Genomic DNA, 24,332 nt, shown 5'->3' on the forward strand with positions numbered 1-24,332 from the left:
TTTTAAATGGCCTGTAAACCGCTTGTAAACAGGCGTCGCCAGACAAGGGGTTACGGGTGTCACCGCGAGTTTCTTTAGCAGCAATCCAGGGTAGGACAATATGAAAAAAGTAGGTTTGGTCGGTTGGCGTGGCATGGTGGGATCGGTTCTGATGAGCCGGATGCAGGAAGAGCAGGATTTCGCCCATATTCAACCCACATTCTTCACCACCTCCCAGGCCGGTGAGGCCGCTCCCAACTTCGGCGTCGATGCCGGTACTCTGCAGGATGCCTTCGATATCGCGGCGCTAGCCAAGCAGGATATCATCATCACCGCGCAAGGCGGCGACTACACCAAGGATGTCTATCCGCGCCTGAAAGCCGCTGGCTGGCAGGGTTACTGGATTGATGCCGCCTCCTCCCTGCGGATGGAGAAAGACGCCGTCATCATTCTGGATCCGGTCAACGGCGACGTCATCGAGCAGGCCCTGAACGATGGCATCAAGACCTTCGTCGGCGGCAACTGCACCGTCAGCCTGATGCTGCTGGCCCTCGGCGGCCTGTTCAAGGCCGATCTGGTGGAGTGGGTGAGCGTGGCCACCTATCAGGCGGCCTCCGGTGGCGGTGCCCGTCATATGCGCGAGCTGGTTACCCAGATGGGGATGCTGCGGGATGAAGTGGCGGTCGAGCTGGCGGATCCCGCCTCCGCCATCCTCGACATCGAGCGCAAGATCACCGAGAAGACCCGCTCCGGCACCCTGCCGGTAGACAACTTCGGCGTGCCGCTGGCCGGTGGCCTTATCCCCTGGATTGACACCAAGCTCGACAACGGCCAGAGCCGTGAAGAGTGGAAGGGTCAGGCCGAGACCAACAAGATTTTGGGTATTGAAAACGCCGTCATTCCGGTGGATGGTCTCTGTGTGCGGATCGGTGCCCTGCGCTGCCACAGCCAGGCCTTCACCATCAAGCTGAAAAAAGATGTGCCGCTGGCAGAGATCGAAGCCCTGCTGGCTGCCCACAACGACTGGGTGAAAGTGATCCCCAACGATCGCGATATCACCGCCCGCGAGCTGACCCCTGCGGCCGTTACCGGCACCCTCAGCATTCCGGTGGGTCGTCTGCGCAAGCTCAATATGGGCCCGGAGTATCTGGCCGCCTTTACCGTGGGTGACCAGCTGCTGTGGGGCGCCGCCGAGCCGCTGCGCCGCATGCTGCGCATCCTGCTGGCGCGCTAATCCGCCACAAAAGCAGAGACAACAAGGGCGGGGAGTCACACTCCCCGCCCTTTTTCATTGCCAGTTTTTATAAGCCCTGTAGCAGACTCTCACTCTTGCAGTCACTTAAGCAGAATGCGCTGGCAGCCGCTGTAGATCTCGGCCCGCCCGGGGCGGCAAAAGCCCACCAGCGTCAGCCCGGTCTGCTCGGCCCGCTCGACCGCAAGCTCGGTGGCAGCGGAGATGGCGAGCAGGATCTCGACCCCGGCGCTGGCGCACTTTTGCACCATCTCGAAGCTTGCGCGGCTGGTTACCAGAATGGCGCCGTCACGACGACCCGTGCGGCACAGATGGCCCACCAGCTTATCCAGCGCAATATGGCGCCCCACATCCTCGCGGATGGCGAGAATGTTGCCTTCCCCATCCAGATGCACCGCCGCATGGGTGGCGCCGGTGCGCTGGCCCAGCAGCTGGAGCGGGCGCAGCGCGGTCAATACCTTGTCGATATGGCCCACCGCCAGACGCTGACTGTCGGGCAAGCTTGGCTGGGTGCGGATCACCTGCTCCAGACTCTCGCTGCCGCAGATGCCGCAACCGGTACGGCCCGCCAGCGTGCGCCGCTTCTCTTTGAGGCGATGAACGCAGCGATTGGCCAACGTGATATGCAGCTCAATCCCCTGACAGCCGTCAATCTGCTCGATGTCGTGGATATCGAGCAGGCTGTCGATGATCCCCTCGGATAGCGAAAACCCGATGGCGAAATCCTCCAGATCGGAGGCCGAGCACATCATCACGCTGTTGGCGATGCCGTTGTAGACCAGCGCCACCGGCGTCTCGGAGGGGAGCGCCATCTCGCTGTCGCAGGTCAAGGTATCGGCGCGGTAGTGCACCACCTCGCGATGGATGGCGCAACGGGCCAGCTCGTTCTGTTCGCTCTGCTCGCTAAGCTCGTCACGCGCCTCCAGCTCAAGTAGCTCTCTCATGGTGCGACCCCGTCAATGATCTCGGGATCTCTGGCCGAAATACCGAGCCGCTTCATTTTCGAAAGCAAGGTGGTGCGCTTCATACCAAGGCGGTTGGCCGCCCCCCGCTCGCCAGCGACGATGCCGTTGCAGTCACGCAGGGCGGCGATGATCGCCTCGCGCTCATCAATCGGCCCCTCCTCGGCAAAGAGCGGTGTGGCGGGCTCGTCATAAACCAGGGTCTCAATCTTGTGGTAACCCTTGAGGGGCATCAGCTCATCGGGCGAGAGGTTGAGCACATGGCCACGGGTCATCACCACGGCGCGCTCGATGACGTTCTCCAGCTCGCGGATATTGCCGTACCAGGGGAGTGACACCAGCATTTTCATGGCATCGGCGGGGATCGAGGTGATGGTGCGGCGCATCCGCTTGGCGATCTTCTTGATAAAGAAATTGACCAAGAGCGGAATGTCCTCGCGCCGCTCCCGCAGGGGCGGCAGCTCGATGGGAAAGACATTGAGGCGGTAGTAGAGATCGCTTCTGAAACGCTTGTTCTTGACCATTGAGAGCAGATCGCAGTTGGTGGCGGCCACCAGCCGCACATCCACCGCGATGGGGTTGCTGTTGCCTACCCGCTCCAGCTCGTGTTCCTGCAATACCCGCAAGAGTTTGGGCTGCAAGTCCAGCGGCATATCCCCCACTTCGTCGAGGAACAGGGTGCCTTTGTGGGCCCGCTCGAAGCGGCCGATGCGCTGGGTCAGAGCGCCGGTAAAGGCCCCCTTCTCGTGGCCAAAGAGATCGCTCTCGATAAGGCCGGTGGGAATGGCGGCGCAGTTCACCTTCACCATCTCGTGGTCGTGGCGGGCACTCAGGGCGTGAATGGCCTGGGCGATCAGCTCCTTGCCGGTGCCGGTCTCGCCGAGGATCAGCACGGTACTGTCGCTCTCGGCCACCAGCCGCACCTTCTCCAGCACGCTCTCCATCACCGTGCTCTGGTAGATGATGTGGGGAAACTCCCCCTGCATCTGCGGCTCGTTGATGCGAATGGTCTTCTCTTTTGCGCCGTTGGTGTTGGAGATCTCCTGCTGCGCCTGCACGTTATTCATGGCTATGGCGGTGCGCGCCGCCACCTGCTCCAGCAAGGAGATATCGATATCGGCAAAGAAGTCGGCGTTGGGGTGCGAGAGGATCAACACCCCCAGCAGGTTGCCCCGATAGCGCAGCGGCAAAATGCAGGAGCTGTCGGCCTCGGGCGGCAGGATCTGGGAGGTAAAGCGGCAGCGATTGCTGCAACCGTGGCCGTGTTCGCGATAGACAAAAAACGGCTCGCTGTGGCCAAGGGCCCCCTGCAGACACTTCTTTTCAAAACAGGAGTGATCGATGATGCCCGGCTGATCGCTCTGGTGCTGATTGACCAGATAGCTCTTGAAGCTGTCGGAGGTGGCGTTGTACTCCGCCAGACACAAGCTGCTGATGCCAAAGTGGTGGTGCAGGATGGTAAACAGGCTCTTGGGCAGCTCGGCGATGCGCACCAGTTTGATTACCGCGTTGGTCACATCCACCAGAATTTTGCAGCTGTCGCGCTCAAGACGCAGGGAGTTGGCCTGCTCCAGGGTGCGCTCCTTGTCGAGCACGTTCTCCAGCGCAATGGCGATAATGGCCGCCAGCTGGGTCAGCTTGGCGAGTGTCTCCATGGTGAAGCTGTCGAGCTGGGTGTTGATAAACTCGACCCCGCCAAGGTGGCTGCGGGCAGTGGTGATGGGGAGCTGGCAGTAGGAGCGCAGCCCCCCGTAGACCCCTTCGCGATCCAGCGCCGGACAGCGATTCTCAAAGCGGGCGGCAGCGAGAATGATGGCCTGTTCCGGGGTCTCTTTGGTAGGGCGGGGGGAGAGGTGCAGCTCTGCCTTGGGGCAGACCAGATGCTTTGGGCCGGACTGTCCCATGAAGTAGAAGATGGCCTCCTCGTCCGCACCCATGTTGAGGACCAGGTTGACCCGGGTCACGCCGCCGAAGCTGGCATCTATCTTGTTGAGTTTGTGGATAAAATCATCGAGCGTCACGGCCGACAGGAGGGATTTGGAGAGCAGGAGGAAACCGTCGTCCCAGATGGGAGAGATCTCGTCCAGGGGGATGGCACTCACATTTAGCATTGCGGCCTCACGTTATATCGATTTAGTCACCAGTCAGGCTGTCCATGCCATCGCATCACGACAAGCACCCGTCACCGAAATAAATAGCCACAGCCCGTAAAAACGGCTGCCAATAAGAAAAGCGGTGACGAAAATTGTCGCATGTTGCAATTCCAGAGTTGTTATTAACGAACGACAACAAAAAGTAACATCGTTATCGGGGGATATATTGGAATGGCAACTCATCATAGATGAGCTCAAATTTCATTACAATCCGATTTAATATATCTGATGGCCATATTTAACCGGTTATTTCATCAGTTCTTGATCTCAATTAAGGCGCCCGAAAAGTGGGCCGCCGTCAACTGTCAGATCTGCCTCTCCTCTTCGCTGACTGCTTCACTGGCTGCGGGTTTCAAGATGGCGTTTGCTGCCCATTCATCGGCAGTTTATGAGGTGATGATCCGGCTGTGGCAGCACTTCAGACCACCGAAGATAAAGAGGGCTGACAGGCTCTGGAAGGCCATCAGCAGCCAGCTGGCGTTGTCGGCAAGCTCGGCGGTGACGCTCTGGTGAGTGAGGTAGATCAGCAGGGTGATCACCCCCAGCAGCAGGCCGTTGATCAAGGTGGTGGAGATAAACCCGATCAGCCAGGCACTGGAAATACTCAAGGCAGAAAATACGCTGCTCATGGCGAGCCTTGCTGCCATAAAACAGCCGAAAAAACCGAAGCCGAGCAGAAATATCATCTCGTCGCGCCAAATATAGCAACCTATTCCCAGCAATATCGCCGCCAGATAGGTGCCAATATAGAAAAGTCCGAATAAGCGACCAATTTCATGTTGCATCATTTACTCCCCTTTTTTTGGGTAATAAAAGGGTGCCCGACTCGATAAATCCGAGTCGGGTTCCCTTATTTGTGCAGAACCTCTTTTTTAGGGCGGTCAGCCCTTGGCTGCGCTGCGCAATTTCGCCTTGAGCGCGCTGTATTCAGTCTGGACGTACACTTCCGCCTCAGGCTGATTGTCGATGCGCTCTATCTTCACCGCGCAGTACTTGTACTCCGGCGTGTGGGAGACGGGATCGACGTGCTCGATGGTGAGCTCGTTACAGGCCCCGATCCACCACTGGTAGGTCATATAGACCACCCCGGCGTTGACCCGGTCGTTGTAGTTGGCCCGGGTGATCACCTTGCCACGGCGCGACGAGATCCAGACCAGCGCCTGATCCTTCACCCCAAGCTTTTTGGCATCGCTCGGGTGGATCTGCACATAGCCAGGCTCATCGGCCAGGGTCTGCAGCGCCGAGCAGTTGCCGGTCATGGAGCGGCAGGAGTAGTGACCCACCTCGCGCACGGTGGAGAGCACCAGCGGGTACTCCGCACAGGGCTGCTCCAGCGGCGGCCGCCACTCGGAGGCAATCAGCTGACCCTTGCCGCTCGGGGTGGTGAACACGTTCCCCTCGAACAGGGTGCTGGTGCCCGGGTGATCCTCGGTCGGGCAAGGCCACTGCACGCTCTTGAGATCGGCCATCTTGTCGTAGCTGACCCCGGCGTAGAGCGGGCAGAGCGCACGCATCTCGTCCCAGATCTCTTCGGTGTTGTGGTACTCCATGGGATAACCCATGGCGGTCGCCATCAACGAAAAGATGGCCCAGTCCGGTTTCACGTTCTCAGGGGGCGTCACCGCCTTGTAGAAGCGCTGGAAGCCGCGATCCGCCGAGCTGTAGACCCCTTCATGCTCGCCCCAACTGGTGGCGGGCAGAATGACATCCGCCATCTCGGCGGTCTGGGTCATGAAGATATCCTGCACGATCACCAGCTCCATCCCCGCCAGAGTGCGGCGGAACTGACCCAAATCAGCCTCGGTCTGGGCCGGATCTTCACCGAAGATGTAGAAGGCCTTGCACTTGCCCTCCTCCACCTTGTGGCCAAGCTCCGTCAGACGATAGCCGGGCTTTTGAGAGAGGGATTCCACGCCCCACGCCTTGGCGAACTTGGCGCTGATCTCGGGATCGGCCACCGACTGATAGCCCGGGAACTGGTGGGGCAGCATCCCCATGTCACAGGTGCCCTGCACGTTGTTCTGACCACGAACCGGCCCGCAACCGGTGCCGCGGCGACCGAAGTTGCCGGTCAGCAGCGCCAGACCCGCCAGCCCCTTGACCACGTCCACCGCCTGACCGTACTGGGTCACCCCCATGCCCCACAGGATCATGGAAGCAGGCGACTCGGCATAGGTGCGAATGGCGGCGCGGATATCGGCGGCTTTGAGGCCAGTGATCCCCTCCACATATTCCGGGGTGTACTTGGCCACCGTCGCCTTGAAGGTCTCGAACCCTTCGGTGTAGTTGGCGACAAAGGCCTTGTTGTAGAGCCCTTCATTGATCAACACGTTGGCGAAGGCGTTAACCAGCGCCATGTTGGAACCGTTTTTGAGCGGCAGCCACTGATCGGCGATGCGGGCGGTCTCCACCATACGGGGATCACACACAATCACCTTGGCCCCGTTTGCCTTCGCCTTGAGGATATGGCGGGCGACGATGGGGTGAGAGTCAGCAGCGTTGTAACCAAACACCAGCAGGCACTTGGTCTCTTGAATTTCGGGAATGGCGTTGCTCATGGCGCCGTTGCCTACAGTTGTCTCCAGACCGGAGACTGAGGGTGCGTGTCACACCCTCGCGCAGTGATCGACGTTGTTCGTCCCAATCACCGCACGGGCAAATTTTTGCATCACATAGTTGGCTTCATTGCCGGGGCCACGGGCAGATCCGGTGGTCATGATGGCGTCCGGGCCATATTTCGCCTTGATGGCAGCCAGGCGGCTGCTGGCGAACGCGATCGCTTCGTCCCAGGAGACGGCCTCGAACTTGCCACCGCGCTCACGGCGGATCATCGGGCTCTTGAGACGGGGGGTCAGCAGGTTGGTGTCGTTCAAAAAATCCCAACCGTAATAGCCCTTGAGGCAGAGCTGCCCCTCGTTGGTCCGGCCGTTGGCGCCTTCGGCCCCCACCACCTTGTCGTTTTCAACCAGCAGGTTGATTTTGCAACCGGTGCCGCAATAGGGGCACACGGTAATGACTTTTTTCATGACTCACACTCTTGTTTGTTAACGAAAAACGGCTCGGCAAGCCCGCTCACACCCGCGCCGGCATCGCCAGCAGTGCCTCGGCACTGGCCAGCTGTTTCTGCCGGTTCAGGTTTTCAAGATGCTCCGGCGTGACCAGCCGCAGCGCCTGGGTCGGACACACCTCGACACAGGCCGGGCCCGCCTCGCGGTGACGGCAGAGATCGCACTTGAGCGCCTGCGCCTTGGTCTGCGGACGCTTGAAGAGCGAATCGGCAGCGGGTGCCACCTCTTTGAGCACCACCGCCATGGCGCCGTATGGACAGGCCACCACGCAGGACTTGCAGCCGATGCAGCGCTCCTGCAACACCTTGACGCAACCATCCTCGCTGACGATGGCATTGTTCGGGCAGGCCATGGCGCACGGCTTGTCTTCACACTGGCGGCAAAGCACCGGCGTGGTCACCTTGCTGCCCACGATCACCTTCAGGCGCGGCTGAAAGTAGCTGTCCCTGGAGACCAGATGTCCATCCTCGATGGCAAGATGCAGGCCGCCCTCCCGCTCAAGGGTCCCGCTGCAAGACCCTGACTGGTGTGAAACGGCGCAGGCCACCTCACAGGTACGACACCCAATACAGAGACTGGGATCTGCAATCACGAAGCTGTTCATAGAGAGGGATCCTAAATGGTTCGTTACACCGGGCCGCCCGCCGACAGGCAAAGAGGCGGCCAGCCCCTCACAAAGCATTTATCAGACCAAAACGGGAAAATGGCGCGATAAAAAATCACAAGCAACTGAAAATAAAGGAGTAATAAGAAAACGTAGCGTGCTATTTATCACCGCTGACGAGGGTGACGACGGGGTGGGAAGTGTGATCGACATGACAAAAGTGACGAGCTCGACACTGGGTGACGGGGCCCTGCCCAATGGATAAACGGGAAATCATGGGGAAATAAGTCGCTATCGGTCAGAGGGAACCAAACCGTGCAACATAGTACATTCCGCAACAGGAGATAAAGCGGCAACCCCTTGTTTAACCCGGCTCTCGGCTGTGGAAGGTACGCAAAGCAAAGGGAGCAGAAAAGCCCTTCTACTAACAATTTTATTGAGCAAGATCGGGTTTCTAATGCCTCCCTCTTCTGTTTTTTAATCGACCAGATAGCATGTCCCAGATGGCAACCAGCTCCGTTTAGAGTCGTTCCTATGAAACGGGTAGTTTAAACAATGCAGATAAATAAAAGCAGACTGGAGGGTAGGAGTTTAGGAATAGCGACTTTTCCAATAAAATCGTGTTAATAATTATGGGTTATTTTATCTAGGCCTGACTAATTTTATAATAATATGTATTGATATACAGAAATTAGTCACATTGAACAACATGACTAGTACAGAGATTAGACCATGAATGAGAACTTAGAACTAAACAAGATAATATCAGATGCTTATGATGATGCACTGAAGAAAAGAGGAATTGCAAACATATTGATTGCAGGAAAAACTGGCGTAGGTAAAAGCACTCTTATAAATACTGTTTTTCAAGGTCGACTAGCATCGACTGGACAAGGAAAGCCCATTACACAATCAACTAAGAAAATAACAAAAGAGGGTGTACCAATATCCATTTATGATACAAAAGGGTTAGAAGTCAAAGACTATAACCTACATTCCGCACCTGATTTAGGAATAAATTTGTCGGTAGCGTTCACCCAATACCTCCAAAATGATCTGCTGGTCTCCTGTTAGCTCCGTTATCTGAGGCGGGGCTTCTCCCAGTCGATACTCATGGATGCCACCAAAGCGCAAAAAGATCCAACGGGCGGTTGGCTGCTGGGTCGGCTTCTTTTTCATATCTGCCACACTGCGGTTCTGCGCCACTAACCCCTGCCGGATCCGGTGCTCCAGGGCCGCATAAATCATCAGGCTACAGGTCATCACCATCAGCAACGCTTCAATTCGTTCCGGTTTTTTCAGGTACAGTGAGGAGGTTAAAAATTCCGGGCTCTTGAGAAAACGAAAGCCTCGCTCGACATTCTGCTGTGCCTTATAGGTGGCCAACAGTTCGGCCATGGTCAGCGTGTCGCTGTGGTCATTGGTCGCCAGGATGAACACCCCGGTCTGGTTGCGAGCCGCTTCAACTTGCGCCAAGCTGGTTGCCGCCACACCACTGATGTGAAACTGGTAGCTGACCGGTGCTTCCCCCTTTTTCGGTCTGCCACAACCGGCATAAACGGGGTCACTCACCACCTCGGCATCCAGTTGCAGCAGCATCAAGCTGGCGCTAAAACGACTCAATTCGGCCTGTGCATCCGCTTGGCAGGCAAAGCGTTTGGCACACAATTTGGCGAAGGCTTTGAGCTCGCGGGTGCTCTCTTTAAGCAGGTTTTTAGCCAATGTTTGCTGCTCACGGTTGCTGGCCTGTTCGCTGCGCACCAGCAACCAGCGCTGCGCGACGCCGGCATAATGGGCGGATTGCCAACAGCCATGATAACCATTGCCCAGCGCAACCAGCGACTGGGTGCCAATCGTTGCCACGGCCTGCTTGGCCTCGTTCAACGTGACCGGCACCCGGGTGACAAACAGTTGCTGCTGTTGCGCCAGCAGTTGCAAGGTCTCGGCACAATACAGTGCTGCATCGCCGACCAGATAACGGCAATCCTGCGCAGCCTTGAGGCTGCTCAAGTGGCGACGAACAGTCTGGGCAAAGGCTTTGGTGTCGTTACTGTTGCCACTGAGGGCCTGCATGTAGATGGGTAGCCCGGCCTGATTTTCACAGATGAGTTCCAGGATAACCTGGTTCAGCTCTGGCCGATGATCTCGACTATAACCCCGCACCAATTGCAGCTTGCCGGTCTGCTCGCCATCGGCCTGGTCATAGGCGCCATCGACGTGGAAGCTGGTGATATCGAGGTGCACAGCGGTGCTTTTGAGCCCCAGCCGCTCGACGACTTGCGCCGCCATCACCTGATACAAGGTGCTGACATCGGCGTCGAAGAGGGCATCGAGACAGCGCCCGAGCACATCATCATTGAGGTCATCAGCACAGATCCCGGGGCCGATCAGGCGCTCAACCGGCTTGTTAGCGAAAAATTGCGGGAACATGTGCAGGGTGCTGCTGTGAAAGCCGAGGCCGTTCACTATCATGGCGACCAGCGCTTGACCATGTGAGACCTTGAAAGGGGGCGTTTTGGGGAGCACGGCATCGATCATGCGGGCAATGCCCAGTTCTTGGCAGAGTGCGGCGACCAAACCAAGGTGATCGAGGTTACGGATAGAGATAGCGGGAGCGGCCATGATGATCTACCTGCAAAAGAGAGTAATAGATCAGAATGGCCGATCGCCGTCAAGCTTTGAAAAAGCCAAAATTAGGTGCGGAATGACGGCTATAAACCAATTCTTGACGAATTAATGGGGTTTATAAAAATAAACAACGGACATACCGATCATCAGCAACATATTCATGCTGCATGGATTTGTATCGCCGAAGGTGCGCGACGCATTGAAGAGGCAGAAATATCTTTAGCAAGAAATCTTTCGGAGTTAATGCCTGTTATTATAGTAATAACAACAGCATCATCGGATCAAGGTTTTAAAAGCATTGTTGAAGATTTATTCCCATTTGCGAAAAATGTAGTCAGAGTAAACTCGGTTGCATTGACTCTTGATGGAGGATATACAATACCTGTTCATGGACTTGAAGATCTTATAGATATAACGATGGAGGTGATACCAGAAGGCCAAAAAAAAGCTTTTGCAGCATCCCAGCAAATTAAACTGGAACATAAGCTCAATCAATCTCATAAAATTGTTGCAGCTGCCGCAACATCTGCAGCGGGCATTGCAGCTATTCCTATTCCATTTTCCGATGCTGTTGGCATTGTTCCGATTCAAATAGGAATGCTCGCAGGTATCAGCCTCGCTTTTGGATTAGATACAAACAAGGCATTTTTAGGTTCATTAGTAAGTGGTACATTTACTGCAGTTGCTGGTAGTCTCGGCGGCAGGGCCGCTGTAGGTGCATTGTTAAAGTTTTTCCCAGGACTAGGAAGTACTGCCGGCGCTGCGATTTCAGCCACCGTAGCTGCAACGGTCACAACAACATTTGGTGAAGCCTATATTGCGACCCTGTATACACTTTTAAAAAATGACCCGGACAAAAAGCTGACTGGGGAAGATGTTGCAAAAGCATTTAAGGAAAAGTTAAAGCAATAGTCTAATAGTTATTTAAAGGGTAGGTCTGCCTATGATAAATAAATATATATTTATTAATAGCGAGATAACACAACCTTAGCATATAGAGAACATCCTATTGAGTTCCAGTAGCCCTCGCGATTTATCACGAGGGCTACTTTATACTAAGCCTTCTGCCCCTCAACTGAGTACCTATTAAAGATATCGTGAAAACCTCAATAAGGAATCAGCACCGTAGAGTGCAATAAGCACAGCTAATTGTGCCTCTTGCATTTTAATTAATGGTGCAATTCACTTCGTTCATTGCACCCTACTTGCTACTTGCTTGCTGTTTCTTGACAAATACAGACTCCATTGCTACCCAACCCCCTCCCCCTTGTCATACTGACAGCAATTAATTAGTCACCATTTTATCTTCTGTTTTTCACTCAACCCGGTAAAAAAATAGTGGCCAAACCACTTCCCCAGATAAAACAAACGGTTGCCCGCAGAGCACATGAATATTTCAATCAATGGCCAATTAATAACCTTACTCAAAAGGACGTTTTGATTATTTATACCTGAGCATGAACCCGCAGAGTGTGTGTCATTATAAGCTTAACGACAGATGAACAGACTGTGTCCCATGAAACGCATCTTTATATCCGATTAGCTCCCTTCCCATCGCAATCCTTTGATTTCCCCCCGATGTTGTATCCACACATACCTGATGTGTTCGGGGCGATCTGCTGTGGCAAACGTGTAAACATCAAACTGACAAGATGAACTCATGAACTGTGATAAACAACAAGCCATGTCCGGCGTTATGCTGGCGGCGATTGGCGTAGTCTATGGCGATATCGGCACCAGCCCGCTCTATACCTTGCGCGAGTGCCTGTCAGGTCAATTCGGGTTCGGCGTCGAGCCGTCCTCCATTCTCGGCTTTCTCTCGCTGATCTTCTGGCTGCTGATCCTGGTGGTGTCGGTCAAGTACCTCTCCTTTGTGATGCGGGCCGACAACGCCGGCGAGGGTGGCATTCTCACCCTGATGTCGCTGGCGACCCGCAACGCCTCCACCCGCTGGACGCCGCTGCTGATCATCCTCGGCCTGATTGGCGGCAGCTTCTTCTATGGCGAGGTGGTGATCACACCGGCGATGTCGGTGATGTCGGCCATCGAGGGTCTGAGCATTCTCACCCCCGCCCTCGACCCCTATATCGTCACTCTTTCGGTGCTGGTGCTGACCCTGCTGTTTGCCATCCAGAAACATGGCACCGCCATGGTGGGCAAGCTGTTTGCTCCCATCATGCTGATCTGGTTTATGACGCTGGCGGTGCTGGGGCTGCGCGGCATCATCCACAACCCCGAGGTGCTGGGTGCGCTTAACCCCATCTGGGCGGTGCGTTTCTTTATCCAGTATCAGACCACCTCCTTCTTTGCCCTCGGCGCCGTGGTGCTGGCCATCACAGGGGTGGAGGCGCTCTACGCGGATATGGGCCACTTTGGCAAAAATCCCATTCGCCTCGCCTGGTTTATTGTGGTGCTGCCCTCGCTGGTACTCAACTACTTCGGTCAGGGTGCGCTGCTGCTGAGTAACCCCGCCGCCATTGCCAACCCCTTCTTCCTGCTCGCGCCTAAATGGGCGCTGGTGCCGCTGCTGCTGCTGGCAACCATGGCGACGGTGATCGCCTCGCAGGCGGTGATCTCCGGGGTCTTTTCGCTGACCCGACAGGCGGTGCGCCTCGGTTATCTCTCCCCTATTCGCATCGTTCACACCTCCGAGCAGGAGTCCGGCCAGATCTATATTCCGGTCATCAACTGGATGCTCTATATCTCGGTGGTGATCGTCATCATGAGCTTCGAGCACTCCAGCAATCTGGCGGCGGCCTACGGCATCGCGGTGACCGGCACCATGGTGCTCACCTCCATCCTCTCCTGCTCGGTGGCCAAGAACAGCTGGCACTGGAACAAGTATCTGGTGGCTATCCTGTTTGCCGCGCTGCTCTGTATCGACGTGCCGCTCTTTGCCGCCAACCTCGCCAAGATCTTCTCCGGCGGCTGGCTGCCGCTCACCCTGGGCGCGGTGATGTTCACCGTGATGACCAGCTGGAAGAGCGAGCGTTTCCAGCTTATTCGCCGCCTGAACGAGCACGGCAACTCCCTTGAGCCGATGATCGCCTCGCTGGAGAAATCCCCGCCGACCCGGGTGGCCGGCACTGCGGTCTATATGTCGCGAGTGGTCAATGTGATCCCCCATGCGCTCCTGCACAACCTCAAGCACAACAAGGTGCTGCACGAGCGGATCATCCTGCTCACCCTGCGGGTGGAAGAGGTGCCCTACGTCCACAATGTGCGCCGGGTCTGCATCGAGCAGCTATCTCCCACCTTCTGGCGGGTAGTAGCAAGCTACGGCTGGCGTGAGACTCCGAACGTGGAGGAGATCTTCCACCGCTGCAACGCCGAGGGGCTCAGCTGCCGGATGATGGAGACCTCGTTCTTTATGGCCCACGAGTCGCTCATCATGAAAGACCGCCCCTGGTATCTCTATCTGCGCGGCAAGCTCTTTATGCTGCTGCAGCGCAACGCCCTGCGCGCCCCGGATCAGTTCGAGATCCCGCCCAACCGGGTTATCGAGCTGGGTTCGCAGGTGGATATCTGATGGCGGGTTGATAGCCTCTTGATGGCATTTAAAACGTCAGCAAATAGAGAGGGAGGCATTGGCCTCCCTCTTCTTTTCCGTTAACCCCGATTACCGGCCCCCTCATCCCCAACCCTTCTCCCGCAAGGGGAGAAGGGGGCAAACCACGGCAAATCGAACCAGCTCATTTTCCCTCACACAACAGCCGTAGGGTGCAACAAGCGCAGCGCCGTGCACCGCGAACATATTTGATAGCGGTGCAATTCACTGCGTTCATTGCACCCTACTTATGCTGCCTTTTCCGGGGTGACGAACCCTCTTGGCGGCTTCGTCACAAGTGACGAACGTCACAGTTCGACAGCCACACCAGCGCGTTCACTCAACTACATGAAGATTTTTATTTATTTAAAAACAGTCACTTAAAACCAATTTCCCTGCAAAAACCAATCTGGCCCGTATCTTGCCAACCTGCCCCTACTTTCTCCGTTCGCGACACGACAAGGTAGGCTATGAACCGCTTCGTTATCGCTGACCCCAAGCTTTGTATCGGCTGTGGCACCTGTATGGCGGCCTGCAGCGAGGTACACAAGGCGCAAGGTTTGCAGCAAGCCCCCCGTTTAACCGTTATGCGACACGAGCAGGCGACCATGCCGGTTCAGTGCCGTCACTGTGACGATGCCCCCTGCATCAAGGTGTGCCCGGTCGAGGCAATTCGCCAGACCGGCGATTGCGTGCAACTCAACGAGTCCCTCTGCATCGGCTGCAATCTCTGCGCCGTGGCCTGTCCCTTTGGCGCCATCCAGAGCGGCGGCAGCCGTCCGGTGGCCGTGGCCACCAGTTACGACACCTATATCCCCTGCTCCATCCGCTCCAGCAACCCCTCCACCTCTGCCGGCCTGCGCTGCTTTGGCGAGGATCTGCTGAGCTGGGAGCCGGGGGTGCGCAGCATCGCGGTCAAGTGCGACCTGTGCGAGTTTCGCGCCGATGGCCCGGCCTGTGTCGGAGCCTGCCCCTCCCAGGCACTGAAGCTGGTCAATGACGGCGACACCGAACGCGCCGCCCGTATCCGTCGCCAGCAAGCGGCCGACACCAATCCCCAAGGGGCTTCTGCCTTCTCGGCGCCCGCCACGGCGCTCCCTGCATCCGATTTATCCACCACAGAGGGAGCGTGCTGATGTTGTCCCCCCTTGTAATGGCTACGCTCCTGCTCTTTTTGCTGGGCGCTGCCGCCGGTTTGCTCCTGCAAAAACTGCCCGCACTGGCCAACCGTCTCAATAGCGGTTTTGCCCTGCTGGGCTCGCTCGCGGGTCTGGTCGCCGCCATCCAGATCTTTGCCCAAGACGCGCCCGTCGACGGCCAGCTCTGGCTGCTGGGCTCGGTGCATCTGGATATGCTGGCCGCGCTGATGCTGCTGGTGATTAGCACCGTCGGCGTCGCCGTCGCCCTCTACTCCTTTGCCTATATCCGCGAATATCAGGGCAAGGGGGATGTGGCCATCGGCGCGCTGATGAACCTCTTCCTCTTTGCCATGGTGGGCATGGTACTGGCCGACAACGCGCTCGGTTTCTTGCTCTGCTACGAGTTGGTGACCCTCACCACCTACTGGCTGGTCAAGACCAACCCCGAGGCCACCAAACAGAGCCGGCTTTACTTGGTGATGAACCATATCGGCATGGCGCTGGTGCTGATCGCCTTCTGGCTGCTCTGCCGTGAAAGCGGTTCGCTGGAGTTCGCCGCGCTGCGCGAGCACCATCTGGCGGGCGCATTGGCCTCTCTGGTGTTCCTGCTCAGCTTCTGCGGCTTTGGCCTGCGCGCTGGTTTCGTGCCGCTGCACGGCTGGCTGCCGGTGGCCGAGCCCGTTGCGCCGTCCCATATCTCGGCGCTGATGTCTGGGGTGATGGTGAAGCTGGGTCTCTTTGGCATTTTGCGAGTCAGCATCGATTTTCTCGGTGCCAGTCAGCTCTGGTGGGGCTATGTGGTGCTGATCTTCGGTGCCTGCTCGGCAGTGCTCGGGGTGCTGTTTGCGCTGGCCGAGCACGACCTCAAGCGGCTGCTCGCCTACCACACGGTGGAGAACATCGGCATCATCCTGATGGGGATGGGCATCGGCATGATCGGCATCGCCAACCAGCAACCGGCACTGGTGGTGCTGGGGCTGCTCGGTGCCCTCTATCACCTGCTCAACCACGCCATCTTCAAGAGCCTGCTCTTTATGGGCACCGGCTCTGTGATGTTCCGCCTGCACACTCGCGACATGGACAAGATGGGGGGCCTCGCCAAGCTGATGCCCTGGACCGCGCTGGCGTTCCTCATCGGTGCCATGGCCATCTCGGCGCTGCCGCCGCTCAACGGCTTTGTCAGCGAGTGGTTTATCTACCAGTCGCTCCTTTCCATGACCAAACTCGGCACCTCTGTCGTCGCGCCGCTCGCGGTAGTGATGCTGGCGGTGACCGGCGCCATGGCGGTGATGTGTTTCGTCAAGGTGTACGGCATCTGCTTCTGCGGCGCCCCGCGCAGCGAACACGCGAGCCATGCCCGCGAAGTGCCGGGCGCTATGGTGGCAGGCACCCTGCTGCTGGCCGCGGTCTGTCTGGTGCTGGGTCTGGGCGCCCCCTGGATTGCCCCCCATATCGCCAGCTATGGCCAAGCCTTGGTAAGCGGCCAGATGAACGTGGCCACTGGCGCCACCCTGCTGCCGCTCGATAGCTCACAAGCGATCCTCTCCCCGCCCGTTATCGCCATCACTCTGCTGGGGCTGTTCCTCATTCCGCTGCTGGTACTGGCCATCTTCAAGGGGCCCAAGCTGGGTCGTCGTCACGCCGGTACACCTTGGGCTTGTGGTTATGCCTACGAGGAGCGCATGAGCCTCACCTCTGGCGGTGTCACCCACACCTTGCGCCAACTCTGCACGCCGCTCTATCGCAAGCAGCCGCAGCTCGATCTGGCCAGTGCCCTGCACGGGGTGAGCGATACCAGCGGGACGACCGGCTGGCTGCTGCACGGCCTTGTGCTGGCGCTCTTTATCCTGATGGCTGTAGGAGTCTGATATGCCTGTTCTTGAAATGCCGAGCTGGGGCATGGTTGCCCTCGCCCTGACCCAGGCCATCGCCATGCTGGCGCTGGCGCCGCTCGCCACAGGTTTCAACCGGGTGCTGCGGGCCAAGATGCACTCCCGCCAAGGGCCGGGCCTGCTGCAGGATTACCGGGATATAGCCAAGCTCCTGCGCCGTCAGGAGGTAACTCCCGAGCCTGCAGGCATCATCTTCAACCTGATGCCTGCGCTGCTCATCGCCGCCCTCTTGCTGGTGGGGATGGCGCTGCCGACCCTGACTCACGAGTCCCCCTTCCCCATCGCCGGGGATCTCATCACCGATATCTATCTGTTTGCCATCTTCCGCTTCTTCTTCTCCCTCTCCGGGCTCGACAGCGGCAGCATGTTTGCAGGGATCGGCGCCCGCCGCGAACTGACCCTCGGCATTCTGGTAGAGCCCATTCTGGTACTCGCCTGCTTCATCATGGCGATGATGGTGGGCAGCTCGGATCTGGGCAATATCAGCAGCTATGTGGCGACCCAGCCGCTGGCCGCGCCCATCGCCACCCTGCTGGCCGGCGCCGCCTGCGCCTTCGCGGTGTTTGTCGAGATGGGCAAGCTGCCCTTTGACTGCGCCGAAGCCGAGCAGGAGTTGCAGGAGGGGCCGCTCACCGAATATTCCGGTGCGGGCCTGGCCCTGCTCAAGCTCTCCATCGGTCTCAAGCAACTGGTGGTGGTGCAGCTCTTTCTGGTCATTTTCCTGCCCTTCGGCAAGGCGGCCAACTGGAGTCTACCTGCGCTCATCGGCGCGGCGCTGATCCTCGCCTGCAAGCTGCTGGTGGCCTTTTTGCTGGCTGGCATCATCGAAAACGCCATGGCCCGTACCCAGTTCGTGCGCACCCACAAGCTCACCCGCTTTGGGCTGGGGCTCGCCCTGCTGGCGCTGCTCGCCTATCTGGTCGGGATCTGAACCATGCCCGCCAGCACAGCAACTTTTTCCGATTTCATCATTTGTGAATGCTCATTCCCGAACATTAAAGTGAGAACTGCATGACCATCGCCATTTCGGATCGCATCGGCTGCGATTACATCCAGCAGGTGCGAGCACAACTGCCCCACGCCATCGTCGACGAGGAGTGGCAAACCGCCGATCAGGCCACCATCACCGTCAAGCCCACCAGTCTGGTGGAAACGGCCAGCCTGATCTTCCACCAGCTGGGGGGCTGGCTTCCGCTCTCCTTTGCCAATGACGAGCGCAGCCTCAACGGCCACTTCGCCGTCTACCACGTCTTCTCCATGGAGGGCGACACCAAGTGCTGGATCACCGTCAAGGTGCTGGTAGATGCCGATACCCAGGAGTACCCCTCCATCACCCCGACCATTCCGGCGGCGGTGTGGGGCGAGCGGGAGATCCGCGACATGTACGGCCTGCGTGCCATCGGTCTGCCAGACGAACGCCGTCTGGTGTTGCCGGACGACTGGCCGGAGGATATCCACCCGCTACGCAAGGACGCCATGGATTATCGCCAGCGCCCGATGCCCACCACCGACACCGAGACCTACCCCTTCGTCAACGAACTCGGCAGTGATGCCAACCGCATCGTGCCGGTCGGCCCGCTGCACATCACCTCGGATGAACCGGGCCACTTTCGTCTGTTCGTCGATGGGGAAGACATCATCGATGCCGACTACCGCCTCTTCTATGTCCATCGCGGCATGGAGAAGCTGGCGGAAACCCGCATGGGCTACAACGAAGTGGCGTTTCTGACCGACCGGGTCTGCGGCATCTGCGGCTTTACCCACAGCGTCGCCTACACCACCTCGGTGGAGAACGCCATGGGTATTCCGGTGCCGGAGCGGGCCAAGATGATCCGCGCCGTGCTGCTGGAGGTGGAGCGCCTGCACAGCCATATCCTCAACATCGGCCTGTCGAGCCACTTTACCGGTTTCGACACCGGCTTTATGCAGTTCTTCCGGGTGCGGGAGAAATCCATGACCCTGGCCGAGCTGCTGACCGGTGCCCGCAAGACCTACGGCCTCAACCTGATTGGCGGGGTACGCCGCGACATCTTCAAGGAAGATCGCATCAAGGGTGCCCAGCTGGTACGCGAGCTCCGTGATGAGCTCAAGCCCCTGGTGGCCATGCTGCTGGATACCGCCAACATCTCCTCCCGCCTCATCGGTATCGGCAAGCTCGAGCCGCAGATTGCCCGCGATTTCAGCTGCGTCGGCCCCATGGTGCGGGCGAGCGGCTTCAAACGTGACGTGCGCCGGGTCCACGACTTTGCTGGCTACCGCGAGCTGCCGATGGAGATCCAGACCAAGGCGGGTTGCGATGTGCAATCCCGGGTACTGGTGCGGATCCACGAGCTCTACGACTCCCTCGACATGATTGAGTTTGGTCTTGAGCACCTGCCGGAAGGGCCACTGCTCACCGAAGGCTTCACCTACCAGCCGGGCAAGTTTGCGCTGGGCTTTACCGAAGCGCCCCGCGGCGAGAACGTCCACTGGAGCATGACCGGGGATAACCAGAAGCTGTTCCGCTGGCGCTGCCGCGCCGCCACCTACGCCAACTGGCCTGCTCTGCGCTACATGCTGCGCGGCAATACCGTGGCGGATGCGCCGCTCATCATCGGCAGTCTGGATCCCTGCTACTCCTGTACCGACCGGGTCACCCTGGTCGACCCCAAGAAGGGCAAATCCACCGTGGTCTCCTACAAGGAGATCGAGCGCTACGGCATCGATCGCAAAAACTCTCCGCTGAAATAAGGGGTCATCATGATCAAGCTGTTCAAGACCATCCTCAAGGCTGGCACCCCGACCGCCAAGTACCCCTTCGCCCCTTACGAGGTGAACCGGGATTTTCGCGGCAAACCCAAATATCAGGCGGATCAGTGCATCGCCTGCGCCGCCTGCACCAAGGCCTGCCCGGCCAACGCGCTGGTGATGGAAGTGGATATGGAGACCGGCGAACGGCGCTGGGAGATCTCCATGGCGCGCTGCATCTTCTGCGGCCGCTGCGAGGAGGTCTGCCCGACCCGCGCCATCGCCCTCTCCCCCGAGTTCGAACTGGCGGTGACCAACAAGGCGGATCTCTATGAGGAGGCCCGCTTCGCGCTGGCCCCCTGCACCCTGTGCGGCACCTACTTTGCCCCGAGCAAGCTGGTGGCGCTGGTGGAGGACACCCTCAAGCAGGCGGGCACACCGCTCGCGACCCCGGAGCGACTGCACCACTGCCCCGACTGCAAACGAAAACAGAGCATGCTGAGCCAGCCTGACTCGGCCCTGATCACACCGATAGCCACACCGATGGCCGCACAAAAGGAGTGGATGTGATGAGCAAGATCAAAGGCATAGAACCGGTTGTCGGCCATGCCCATACCCGTGCCGTGCCGCTGGCACAGGATCCCGAGATCACCAAACTCAAGAAGACCCTGCTCAAGGACATTCGCCGCTCGGCCTATGTCTACCGGGTCGATTGCGGCGGCTGCAACGCATGCGAGATCGAGATCTTCGCCACCATCACCCCGCTGTTCGATGCCGAGCGTTTCGGCATCAAGGTGGTCGCCTCCCCCCGCCACGCCGACATCCTGCTCTTTACCGGCGCGGTGACCCGGGCGATGCGGGTACCGGCCCTGCGCGCCTACGAGGCGGCGCCCGATCCCAAGATCTGCATCGCCTACGGCGCCTGCGGCTGTGACGGTGGCATCTTCCACGACCTCTACTGCGTCTGGGGCGGCACCGACAAGATAGTGCCGGTAGATGTCTATATCCCGGGTTGCCCTCCGACACCGGCGGCTACCATCTACGGCTTTGCGGTGGCGCTTGGTCTGCTGGAACAAAAACTCAAAGCCACCAGCCACGAGGTGCAACCGGGTGAACGGGTTGAGCTGCGCCACACCGGCATCCCCAACGAAATCCGGGTGATGATCGAACGCGAAGCGCGCCGCATGGCCGGTTATCGGCAGGGGCGGATCATCGCCGACGAGTTTATGGCCCTGCTCGAAGGGGCGACCCAGCAGGATGTGGATCTGCGTATCCAGAGCTACCTCGATCAGCACGACGATCCGCGCCTCTCGGAGATCGTCAACAACCTCGCAAACGCCTGCCTCAACCGGGCGGCCGGCAAGGGAGAGGCGGTACATGGCTGACGAGGTTTTTTTCTACCGCCTCTCGCGCAAGTTCGTCGACGAGCAGTTCGACGTGCCGGAAGAGGCCAAGGAGGTGATGTACTACAGCCTCGCCATCGGCCATCACCTCGGCATCGTCGATTGCCTGCGAGCAGACCTGGTCTGCTCGCTGATCGGTTATCGCGACTGGGTGGCCAAGCTGCCAGAGGGAAGTGAAGCGCGCCGCAAGATGGAGGGATTTCTCACCTTTGGCGAGATCACCATCTATCGCGAGCACTGCCATATGCTGGCCTGCGCCTTCGACCGACTGCGCAAAGCCGACAATCTACTCGATGAGCAGGAACTGGGCTGGACCAACACCTTTATGGATCAGCTCACCGCCCTCTTTAACGACCCCCATATGTACCTGATGGTAAGGAGCCGCTGATGGGCTGCAATCTCGTGTTGACCGTGGGCAATGCCATGATGGGGGACGACGGTGCCGGCCCTTATCTCGCCGACAAGCTGCAAGCCGCCCACCTGCCCGGCTGGATCCATATCGATGGCGGCATCGCGCCGGAAAATGTGGTCTACAAGGTGCGGGAGCTGCAACCGGAGCGGGTGGTGCTGGTGGATGCCGCCGAGATCGGCGAGAAGGCGGGAACCCTGCAGGTGATCCCCCCCGAGACCATCGCCGAGATGTTTATCTTCTCGACCCACAATATGCCGCTCAATTTCCTGATCGACGAGCTCAAGACCTTTGTCCCCGAGGTGATCTTTGTCGGGGTACAACCGGCCATCGTGGCGTTCTCCTTCCCGATGACCGAGATGGTGAGCGAGGCGATGGATTATCTTTATCAGCACCTTGATGCCGCCAAGGATACCGACTTGTTAATAGAGAAACTGGATCAGTGGAATATTGCCAACGCCAAGCGGTGATTATTTATCGAGTTGTTAACGACCGTTATTGACTGACGCTTTTGGCAATGTGATCGAGGCCCGATGTTAAATTAAAAACATCGGGCTAATTGTGCTGAACTTGATATAAAACAAGGTTCTTTGAATTTTTCAAAAAATCGCTAACCCTCGCTTTTTTATGACAAAAAAAGCGTTGCCAGTCACAGAGATTTGCCACAAAATGGCGGCCGTTACGGAAGTTGATGGGGTCTGGTGGCCTCCTCGGTCTTCAAAACCGATGTGAGCCGAGAAGGCTTTGGCAGGTTCGATTCCTGCCTCTTCCGCCAAATTTATCTATTGAAAAAATACTCTCTCGCTAAGTTTGTCAGCCTGAATATTATTTTCATCGCTTGTTCAATATGTTTGAAGTAATACCTTAAAAAAGGTGCTTGCCGCTTGCCAATATAATCCGACATCAGGTTATCTCGCTGGCCAAAAATTAATTTATCAACATCGATGAAACATTAATTTATACCCGATCATTGATGCACCCCGTTTGCAGTCATCCGCAAATCGCCAGCAGTGCCATAACCCGTCAGCTCGGCCTCTCTATCGGCAAACCGGTGCGCATCCCGAACCCACGCACTGCACTGGTAATCCCATGCCGAACTCGTCTCACGCGTCAGCCATCCCCCACCGCCAGCCCGCATCAGGTCAGGCTGCCGACGATTCACAGCCAGATTCACAGCAACTGCCCAGCCAGCAACAAACGCGACGTTTGCCGCAAGTGGAACAGCTGCTGCAGCAACCCTTTCTCGCCGGGTTTATCGAGACGCTGAGCCGCCCGCTAGTGACTCAGGCGGTGCGCGACACTCTGAGCGAGCTGCGCCAGAGCGAAGATTTTCGCCAGCATGGCGTCGCCCCCGAGCAGATCGAGGCGCTGATTGCCAAACGCTGCCAACAGCAGTTGCGCCAGCGTCAGACCCGGGTGATCAACGCCACCGGCACCCTGGTGCATACCAATCTGGGGAGATCGCCATTAAGTCATGAGCTGTGGGACGAGGTGCGTGACCTCAACACCGGCTACAACAATCTGGAGCTGGATCTCGCCACCGGCAAACGCGGTGGGCGCAAGGGGCTGATCGCCCCCCTGCTCCGTTGCCTCACCCAGGCCGAGGATTCGCTGGTGGTCAACAACAACGCCGCTTCGCTCTTTTTGCTGCTGCAGGAGGTGGCCAAGGAGCGCGAGGTGATCGTCTCGCGCGGCGAGCAGATCCAGATTGGCGGCGGCTTTCGCATCCCCGACATTCTGGCCCTCTCCGGCGCCAAACTGGTGGAGGTGGGCACCACCAATATCACTACCGCCAAAGATTACCTCGATGCCATCACCGATCAGACCGCGCTGGTGCTGATGGTGCACAGATCCAATTTCGCCATTCGCGGCTTTACCGAATCCCCCGATATCGGCGAGGTGGCCCGCGCCCTGCCCGAACATGTAGTGCTGGCGGTGGATCAGGGCTCCGGCTTGACCACCGAGGAGTTTGCACTGGATGAAACCTCGGTGCGCCAGTACATCAAGGCGGGGGCGGATCTGGTCTGCTACTCCGGCGACAAACTCTTGGGGGGCCCGCAAGCGGGCATCATCAGTGGCCGCAGCGACCTTATCAAGCGGCTGGAAAAACATCCCATGATGCGCACCTTCCGCCCGAGCCGCATCGTCTACTCCCTGCTCGAACGTCTGCTCATCCACAAGCTCAACAAATCCCCCATCGGTGAGGGTATTGCCCAGCGCACCTTGAGCAACCCGGCCGCCATGCAGGCGAGAGCCTCCCGGCTGATGGCCGCCCTGCCCGGTTGCTTTGTGCCGGTCCCGGCCCAGCTGGTGGTGGGTGGCGGCACCTTGCCGGACGAGTTCTATCCGGCGCCCGCGCTGGAGTGCACCGACCCGCGTCCGGCCCAGCAGCTGCTCGATGATTTGCGCGAACTGCCGGTGCCGGTCATCGCCACCGTGCGCCAGCAGAAGGTGCTGCTCAATATGGCGACCCTGCTGCCGACCGAGATGGAACTGCTGATCGCCCAACTCAGGGAATTGCTGCTGCCCGCCCCGTTCAATGCAACAAATGCAACCGAGGAGCCCTGAT

General features: G+C 58.3%; 19 protein-coding genes and 1 tRNA gene. 14 read left to right on the forward strand and 6 right to left on the reverse strand.

The window, feature by feature from the left end; translation table 11 throughout:
- Positions 1 to 100 precede the first annotated feature (100 nt).
- On the forward strand, positions 101 to 1,213 hold the full coding sequence (gene asd, locus OKC43_RS00215) for an aspartate-semialdehyde dehydrogenase (protein WP_033112620.1): 1,113 nt from the start codon (positions 101 to 103) through the stop codon (positions 1,211 to 1,213).
- Positions 1,214 to 1,314: 101 nt separating this feature from the next.
- Here the strand turns inward: asd and fdhD are convergent, their stop codons facing one another.
- The 5 genes from fdhD to OKC43_RS00240 form a co-directional block, all read right to left on the reverse strand.
- Positions 1,315 to 2,175 (reverse strand): formate dehydrogenase accessory sulfurtransferase FdhD, encoded by an 861-nt coding sequence (fdhD, locus tag OKC43_RS00220; protein ID WP_270658802.1) that lies wholly within the window; start codon positions 2,173 to 2,175, stop codon positions 1,315 to 1,317.
- Positions 2,172 to 4,304, reverse strand: a complete 2,133-nt coding sequence (locus OKC43_RS00225; RefSeq protein ID WP_270658801.1) for a sigma 54-interacting transcriptional regulator — start codon at positions 4,302 to 4,304, stop codon at positions 2,172 to 2,174. Before OKC43_RS00225 ends, fdhD begins: the two co-directional genes overlap by 4 nt.
- A 428-nt stretch (positions 4,305 to 4,732) precedes the next feature.
- Positions 4,733 to 4,975: a hypothetical protein gene (locus OKC43_RS00230; RefSeq protein WP_234784138.1), complete on the reverse strand. Its 243-nt coding sequence runs from the start codon at positions 4,973 to 4,975 to the stop codon at positions 4,733 to 4,735.
- 252 nt (positions 4,976 to 5,227) lie between these two features.
- Positions 5,228 to 7,372 carry a formate dehydrogenase subunit alpha gene (fdhF, locus tag OKC43_RS00235; RefSeq protein WP_100653846.1) on the reverse strand — a complete coding sequence of 715 codons (2,145 nt, stop codon included), beginning with the start codon at positions 7,370 to 7,372 and terminating at the stop codon, positions 5,228 to 5,230.
- Between the two features lie 46 nt (positions 7,373 to 7,418).
- On the reverse strand, positions 7,419 to 8,018 hold the full coding sequence (locus OKC43_RS00240) for a 4Fe-4S dicluster domain-containing protein (RefSeq protein WP_047435276.1): 600 nt from the start codon (positions 8,016 to 8,018) through the stop codon (positions 7,419 to 7,421).
- A gap of 732 nt (positions 8,019 to 8,750) precedes the next feature.
- Between OKC43_RS00240 and OKC43_RS00245 the strand changes: the two genes are divergently transcribed.
- The gene (locus OKC43_RS00245) at positions 8,751 to 9,092 is read left to right on the forward strand and encodes a GTPase (protein WP_270803703.1); all 342 of its coding nucleotides are present in this window, start codon (positions 8,751 to 8,753) and stop codon (positions 9,090 to 9,092) included.
- Here OKC43_RS00245 and OKC43_RS00250 read toward each other — a convergent pair.
- Complete coding sequence (locus OKC43_RS00250; protein WP_270660751.1) at positions 9,027 to 10,640, reverse strand: IS1634 family transposase; 1,614 nt, start codon at positions 10,638 to 10,640, stop codon at positions 9,027 to 9,029. The two genes, OKC43_RS00245 and OKC43_RS00250, sit on opposite strands and share 66 nt — an antisense overlap.
- Positions 10,641 to 10,715: 75 nt before the next feature.
- On the opposite strand from OKC43_RS00250, the gene OKC43_RS00255 reads away from it, so the two are divergent.
- From OKC43_RS00255 to selA, 12 genes are all read left to right on the forward strand, one after another.
- Entirely contained in the window at positions 10,716 to 11,558 is an 843-nt protein-coding gene (locus tag OKC43_RS00255; RefSeq protein ID WP_270803704.1) for a YcjF family protein, read from the forward strand.
- 748 nt (positions 11,559 to 12,306) lie between these two features.
- Positions 12,307 to 14,175 carry a low affinity potassium transporter Kup gene (gene kup / locus OKC43_RS00260; protein WP_270658797.1) on the forward strand — a complete coding sequence of 623 codons (1,869 nt, stop codon included), beginning with the start codon at positions 12,307 to 12,309 and terminating at the stop codon, positions 14,173 to 14,175.
- A gap of 488 nt (positions 14,176 to 14,663) precedes the next feature.
- On the forward strand, positions 14,664 to 15,329 hold the full coding sequence (locus tag OKC43_RS00265) for a 4Fe-4S dicluster domain-containing protein (protein ID WP_201885969.1): 666 nt from the start codon (positions 14,664 to 14,666) through the stop codon (positions 15,327 to 15,329).
- Positions 15,329 to 17,200 (forward strand): hydrogenase 4 subunit B, encoded by a 1,872-nt coding sequence (gene hyfB, locus OKC43_RS00270; protein ID WP_270658793.1) that lies wholly within the window; start codon positions 15,329 to 15,331, stop codon positions 17,198 to 17,200. Before OKC43_RS00265 ends, hyfB begins: the two co-directional genes overlap by 1 nt.
- A 1-nt stretch (position 17,201) precedes the next feature.
- Positions 17,202 to 18,155: a respiratory chain complex I subunit 1 family protein gene (locus tag OKC43_RS00275; RefSeq protein WP_043819836.1), complete on the forward strand. Its 954-nt coding sequence runs from the start codon at positions 17,202 to 17,204 to the stop codon at positions 18,153 to 18,155.
- An 80-nt stretch (positions 18,156 to 18,235) separates the two neighbouring features.
- Complete coding sequence (locus OKC43_RS00280; protein WP_040065714.1) at positions 18,236 to 19,954, forward strand: hydrogenase large subunit; 1,719 nt, start codon at positions 18,236 to 18,238, stop codon at positions 19,952 to 19,954.
- 9 nt (positions 19,955 to 19,963) lie between these two features.
- Complete coding sequence (locus OKC43_RS00285) at positions 19,964 to 20,521, forward strand: formate hydrogenlyase complex iron-sulfur subunit (protein ID WP_005345227.1); 558 nt, start codon at positions 19,964 to 19,966, stop codon at positions 20,519 to 20,521.
- Positions 20,521 to 21,336 carry an NADH-quinone oxidoreductase subunit B family protein gene (locus tag OKC43_RS00290; RefSeq protein WP_005333324.1) on the forward strand — a complete coding sequence of 272 codons (816 nt, stop codon included), beginning with the start codon at positions 20,521 to 20,523 and terminating at the stop codon, positions 21,334 to 21,336. Before OKC43_RS00285 ends, OKC43_RS00290 begins: the two co-directional genes overlap by 1 nt.
- On the forward strand, positions 21,329 to 21,742 hold the full coding sequence (locus tag OKC43_RS00295) for a formate hydrogenlyase maturation HycH family protein (protein ID WP_040065718.1): 414 nt from the start codon (positions 21,329 to 21,331) through the stop codon (positions 21,740 to 21,742). The genes OKC43_RS00290 and OKC43_RS00295 overlap by 8 nt, the downstream gene beginning before the upstream one ends.
- Positions 21,742 to 22,233 (forward strand): hydrogenase maturation peptidase HycI, encoded by a 492-nt coding sequence (hycI, locus tag OKC43_RS00300; protein WP_270658787.1) that lies wholly within the window; start codon positions 21,742 to 21,744, stop codon positions 22,231 to 22,233. The genes OKC43_RS00295 and hycI overlap by 1 nt, the downstream gene beginning before the upstream one ends.
- Before the next feature lie 213 nt (positions 22,234 to 22,446).
- A tRNA-Sec gene (locus OKC43_RS00305) sits at positions 22,447 to 22,538 on the forward strand.
- 314 nt (positions 22,539 to 22,852) lie between these two features.
- Positions 22,853 to 24,331 carry an L-seryl-tRNA(Sec) selenium transferase gene (selA, locus tag OKC43_RS00310; protein ID WP_270658786.1) on the forward strand — a complete coding sequence of 493 codons (1,479 nt, stop codon included), beginning with the start codon at positions 22,853 to 22,855 and terminating at the stop codon, positions 24,329 to 24,331.
- Position 24,332: the final 1 nt, after the last annotated feature.

Origin of the sequence: Aeromonas sp. Y289-2, assembly GCF_027705925.1 — a bacterium.
Taxonomy (GTDB): Bacteria; Pseudomonadota; Gammaproteobacteria; order Enterobacterales; family Aeromonadaceae; genus Aeromonas; species Aeromonas veronii.

Coding starts and splice junctions, on each gene's coding strand:
- OKC43_RS00240 (WP_047435276.1), bottom strand. CDS start 8,018: ATGAACAGCTTCGTGATTGCAGATCCCAGTCTCTGTATTGGGTGTCGT.
- OKC43_RS00250 (WP_270660751.1), bottom strand. CDS start 10,640: ATGGCCGCTCCCGCTATCTCTATCCGTAACCTCGATCACCTTGGTTTG.
- OKC43_RS00265 (WP_201885969.1), top strand. CDS start 14,664: ATGAACCGCTTCGTTATCGCTGACCCCAAGCTTTGTATCGGCTGTGGC.
- OKC43_RS00295 (WP_040065718.1), top strand. CDS start 21,329: ATGGCTGACGAGGTTTTTTTCTACCGCCTCTCGCGCAAGTTCGTCGAC.
- OKC43_RS00275 (WP_043819836.1), top strand. CDS start 17,202: ATGCCTGTTCTTGAAATGCCGAGCTGGGGCATGGTTGCCCTCGCCCTG.
- selA (WP_270658786.1), top strand. CDS start 22,853: ATGCCGAACTCGTCTCACGCGTCAGCCATCCCCCACCGCCAGCCCGCA.
- kup (WP_270658797.1), top strand. CDS start 12,307: ATGAACTGTGATAAACAACAAGCCATGTCCGGCGTTATGCTGGCGGCG.
- OKC43_RS00285 (WP_005345227.1), top strand. CDS start 19,964: ATGATCAAGCTGTTCAAGACCATCCTCAAGGCTGGCACCCCGACCGCC.
- hycI (WP_270658787.1), top strand. CDS start 21,742: ATGGGCTGCAATCTCGTGTTGACCGTGGGCAATGCCATGATGGGGGAC.
- fdhD (WP_270658802.1), bottom strand. CDS start 2,175: ATGAGAGAGCTACTTGAGCTGGAGGCGCGTGACGAGCTTAGCGAGCAG.
- OKC43_RS00230 (WP_234784138.1), bottom strand. CDS start 4,975: ATGAGCAGCGTATTTTCTGCCTTGAGTATTTCCAGTGCCTGGCTGATC.
- OKC43_RS00290 (WP_005333324.1), top strand. CDS start 20,521: ATGAGCAAGATCAAAGGCATAGAACCGGTTGTCGGCCATGCCCATACC.
- OKC43_RS00280 (WP_040065714.1), top strand. CDS start 18,236: ATGACCATCGCCATTTCGGATCGCATCGGCTGCGATTACATCCAGCAG.
- OKC43_RS00225 (WP_270658801.1), bottom strand. CDS start 4,304: ATGCTAAATGTGAGTGCCATCCCCCTGGACGAGATCTCTCCCATCTGG.
- OKC43_RS00245 (WP_270803703.1), top strand. CDS start 8,751: ATGAATGAGAACTTAGAACTAAACAAGATAATATCAGATGCTTATGAT.
- hyfB (WP_270658793.1), top strand. CDS start 15,329: ATGTTGTCCCCCCTTGTAATGGCTACGCTCCTGCTCTTTTTGCTGGGC.
- asd (WP_033112620.1), top strand. CDS start 101: ATGAAAAAAGTAGGTTTGGTCGGTTGGCGTGGCATGGTGGGATCGGTT.